Below are 5,476 nucleotides of genomic sequence, written 5' to 3'. Positions count from 1 at the left end.
TTGCCATATTGGATTTGTTGTATCTGCTACACTTCCGGCTGTAAACACACATGGATCTGTTGGATCTGCATCCGTTCCATTGGAGTCTCCATCGCCATCACAGTCTGCAGCTGCCCATACATCATATGCATTTTGAGCTGGCGTTCCTGCCATCATTGGATTTGTTGGTATCGTAGCATTTGTTACACTACATGGGTCAAATGGCTCTGTACCATTCATCACTTCTTCTCCGTTAGTCTCGCCATCACCATCACAGTCTGCGGCTGCCCATACGGCATAGTTCGCATCACTTACATCTGGTACTGTTGCTGTTCCACTTACATCACATGGATCTGTTGGATCTGAACCATTTGCGGTTTCTGATCCATTAGTCTCTCCATCTCCATCACAATCGGCTGCTTGCCATATTGGATTTGTTGTATCGGCCGTTGCTGAACTTCCTGAAGGAATCGAGCAAGGATCTGTAGGGTCAGAACCTGCGTTACATTCGTCTAAATTTGTTTCTCCATCACCATCACAATCTTGAAGACCGATTGGATTTGAAGGGTTTGCTGCCAATAAAGCACAAACATCTACTGTACCATCAACAACTTGGGAACAATCGGTTGTTGTTACTGTCAATATCGCACATTCAGTTTGAGTAAAACAAATATTATCTGGATGTGTAATTACTACACAATATTGATTCCCATCCATTGAAGAATTAGTAGTCAGTATTAGCGAAGAACCTGTTTCACCTGCTAGTAATGATCCACCACTATTAGGATCTCCCAAATACCATTGGTATGTTGTAGTCCCAGAAACATCTATTGCAGGTGGATCATTAAAATCTGGTGTTGTACTTGGTGCAAATCCATCATATTCCATTGTACTCGTTGCTCTCACTACTGCGGTAAAAGTAGCATTGGATCCATTTTCCACAGTTTGATCTGAAGGAGGTGAATCAACAACTACTTCTGTTGCATTAAATTCATTACCATCTACTCCGTTATAACCGCCAGTAGTGTTACCACTTCCTGGTGTTAGCACCTGCCCACTTGAATCAACTATTGTAGCAGTATCACCAAGTACACCATCATCATCATTATCTGTTCCTTCTGATTCCAATACATCATTACAACCATCATTATCACTATCCAAATCTATTCTATTTGGAATACCATCTTGGTCAAAATCACAATCTAATAATAAATTGAATGCAAAACCTTCATTAACGATACCCGTCGTAGCGATTGAAGCATCTGAATTATAACCTATAACTACAGGATAAGTATTTAATCCAGTTAAATCTATAGATAATGTCCATCTTGAATCTCTCACCAATGAGCCTGTATTTACAACAAATACTTCCCCAGAAGTAATGACGTCACCTGAACTATATCCAGAAATTTCATCATTAGGATCATTAAGAATCGCAGAGCCACCTCCAGGCCACGTTATATTCACCTCTTTTGTCGCATTTGCCGCTCCATAGTTAGAACCTGGAGCATTGTTAGCCACGACTATACTACCTACAGTTCCTAAGACAGGTTGTTCAATAGACAATGACATATTATGTATTACGTCAGTACCTTGATCCCAAACTAATTGAAGACCACTCGTAACGCCACTTGTAAACTCAGAAGTATTGTGATCACTTGTAATAGTAATTTCAGCAGAAGTACCAGTTGAATTGCTATAATTTCCATCTAAAACTGTTGTTCCATCACCCATTGTAATTGATCCAATAGGCTCTTCGCACTCTTCGTTATCTAGTATTCCATCATTATCATCATCAACATCACAAATATCACTTACTCCATCACCATCACTATCTGAATTCCCTGAAGCAAGAGCATCACAAGGATCAGGTATTGCGCCATCTACAGTAATGCTTTCATTCAAATCATCACCAGCTGTCGTTGGATCTGTTTGATCAGGCGTTGTAGCTGCAGTTGTGCTGTTCGTAATCGTATTTCCATCCTCACCAGCATCTACTACTCCTTCAATATTCAATGTTACAAATTGTCCACTAGCGATAAATGGAATTGTCCAGTTAGGATCTGTATAAGTTGAAGGTTGATCTCCACCAGTATTTCCATTGTTTATTGTAGCCGTAAGGCCAGCTGGAATAGCATCTACCAATGAAACATTTGTTGCGTCATCAGGACCATTATTAGTTACCGTTATTGCAAAGGCTACAGTATCACCTTCCGCTGGCGTACTGTCTCCACTCATTAAAGTTTTAACTGTCACCAAGTTTGCATTACCAACTGCAATCCCATCATTATTTCCATCACTACCATCGTCAGTATCGTTAGCAGGAACGCTATCTACCTGATCTGCAGATACTGCAGTTATATTTGTAAATGCCCCAGGTCCGTCTATAATACCGGTAACAATAATAGTCACGTCACTAAATGGCGTGTTAGCTGTTATGGATCCTAAATTACAAGGAAAAGTAGTACAGCCACCTCCATTTATATTTGTTATTGTAACATTTGTTGGAGTATCAGTTACAAAAACATTTGTTGCTAAGTCTGTACCTAAGTTACTAACTACAATATTCCATGAAACTGTATCACCAGGTGCAAAAGGACCTGATTGATTTAAAGTTTTAGTAATACTCATGTCAGATTGTGCCACACTACAAGAGTCTGGAGCAGTCCCTGCATTTTGAGTATCGGTACATCCACTAGGATTATCAAACGTTGCCGTTAAATTAACAGGACCACCATCTGCAGAGAATGTTAAATTGGTAAATCTATGTTGCGTTGCACTATCTAATCCAGTTACTGGAACAAAAGTGTTAATTCCAGCACCTGTTAAATCTAAATTTCCTGAACCAGGCGCGTTTGTAAACTGAACAACTACATCTGCTGTAAAAGTATCATCCGTTGGGTCTCCCGAGGTACCATTTGAATTACAGGCTGAAATATTATCTAAAGAAATCACAGCAACCGTACATGGCACTATTGTTATAAAGACGTTTGCCGTATCTCGATTCCCTAAAGTATCCTCTACTATATAAGGGAATGAAACTGGAGCGCTACTACCTGGTGGTGGTGTAATCACCAACTCTCCAGAAACAATCTGAACAATGGTGCCATCACTAAGCAATACTGGTGATCCTCCATCAGAAATGGCCATTCCATCAACTTCTGTTATCATGATAGGATCCATATCAGGATCAGAATCATTATTTAATACATCAATAGTAATTGGTGTATCCACTTGGGTGGTGTCATTATCATCTGTTGCTTCTGGAGGATTATTAATACCTACAGATGATGACACAGAAGCCACTGGATTATTACCTGGATCTGTTGCATTAAATATCGCGGTATTATCACCTGTACATGGCAATGTGATTTCCACTTCGTATTGCACTATTACTCTTTCACCAGGTCTTAATATACCCGTATTGTTTTGAAAAATATCGTTAGAACCTAATCCTGTAAAAGTTGGATCTAACACTGGATCTGTAAGCGCTGTTGATGTCGTGATTACAGGAGCTGAGACACTCACAATATTACCCGGACACATTGCTCCAATATTATCAGTAATTTGCAGATTACTTAAATCAATCGGTGACAATGGACCATTCTCTATTTCTATTTGAAATGTAATATCTCTATTCCCTAAAGTACCCGCTGGATCATTATTTAATACTGTTTTTGTAATTAAAGGTAAAGGAGTCGATGTAAAAGTAACAGGAGTTTGATCACAATTACATTGCTCTCTATCGTGAGCGGCATCTAAATTTCTTCTAGAAACATCGCTTACCGCTCTAGCAGTTGCATATGAGTTATCAATTCCACTAAAAACACCTTGTGACTCTCTAACGGAGGTAACTGTAGTAGGTCCGACATTTAAATCAAAAGTCCATTGGGCAGATGTATTGGGTGCCATACTTTGACCAGACATTAGAAGATCTGACGTTGAACCTCCAAGCGTACCAGAAGCCCCATCAAACCCTGCGTTTTCCATAAGAACCCCTGTTTTAGAGTTAAGACTAAATGAATTAACAGGAACACCTGATGCAACTAGATGATCAAATACATCAGAATACTGAATATTAGTTGCCGTATTAGAACCAGAATTCCTTAAAGTTATGGTATATGAAAAATCATAAGTACCGTCTGTATTGATTGTTGGGTTAGGATCACTAACCTCAAAACCTGCACTTAATATAATCGTGTTTTCTTCAAAGCGCTGCGAGTCAGAAGCAGTAACCTCATATGCAGCACCTGTAGCTGCATCATTTGCTGTTGCTATAATTTGATTTGTAACAGTAACCTGATCTAGATTTGCTCCTGCAGCTACTTCTATACAAAAACCATAATTAATACTCTCTCCAGGTCCCAGCTCACTTAATGTAGGCACGTTAATTAACTCTTGTATGGAAGTACCATTAAAATTAGCATTTTGACTGACTCCTAAAGGAATAGGCCCATCTGCTGAGGCAGAAATTATAGTAATTGCATTACCTAAAAAAGGTGTTCCTAAATCATCTGTTAAATTGATATTATATACTGGATCGGTTCCGTTATTAGTTAAAACACCAAAATATCTAATCTTATAAGTATCTGTAGTAGTGTAACCCCAATCACAATGAGTTTTATTAAGTTCTAGACCTCCTGGACCTGCAGCCACACTACATTGATTTTGCGCAGTTAAAACCGAAAACAACGTTAAAGTACACGCAGCATCATCTGTAAAAGCAGCAGTAATATCAATCGGAGCACCATCGGCAGGGCTTTGAAGCCCTACAAAAGTATGAGATGTTGGAGAATCAACTCCGCCTACTGCAACGTTTACCGTTTCAGTAGGAGTACTTAAGACTAACGCACCTGTTGCAGGCACATTTGTAAAAGTCACCATCACATCATAAGTAAAGAAATCATCAGATGCATCTCCGACAGTACCGTTATCATTACAAATTGAATCTGAACCAACAACGAATTCAATATTATCAATACTACAATCTTCACTACAACTAGCAGGCGCTGTTCCTGCAGCTGGAACATTTAAAGGGCATGTACTATCCGAGAAGCTTGCTGTTAAATCAATTGGGCTTCCATCAGCAACCATTTGAACACCTGTAAAAGTATGAGAAGTAGGTAGACCATTTAATGCTGTTACACCTTCTGAAATCACTGCATCACCTGTAACATTCAATGTCCCTGTAGTAGGAGGATTTGAAAAGGTTACAATTATATCTGTCGTAAAGAAATCATCTGAAGGATCTTGAGGTGTTCCATTATTATTACAAACTGAAGCATTAGCAGTTTGTATATTGGAAATAACACAGTCAGGACTACATGAAACAGGAGCTGTTCCAGCATTAGAAACGTTTAATGGACAATTACTATCAGTGAAATTTGCTGTTAGGTCAATAGGACCTCCATCTGCACTCATTCTTATAGAAGTAAAAGTAAAAGAAGTTGTACCACCAAATGCAGTTGTCACCTCAGATGCAGGATCTATATTATCA

General features: G+C 39.0%; 1 protein-coding gene. It reads right to left on the bottom strand.

Features of this window, described 5'->3' with window-relative positions:
* Positions 1-5,476, bottom strand: a 5,476-nt coding sequence (locus tag ABJD27_RS19295) for an Ig-like domain-containing protein (RefSeq protein ID WP_348202088.1), incomplete at both ends; no start/stop codon positions are given.

It is taken from the genome of Dokdonia sp. (genome assembly GCF_039945015.1).
In the GTDB taxonomy this organism is placed as follows: Bacteria; Bacteroidota; Bacteroidia; order Flavobacteriales; family Flavobacteriaceae; genus Dokdonia.
This window is presented reverse-complemented; position numbering and strand designations above follow the sequence as displayed.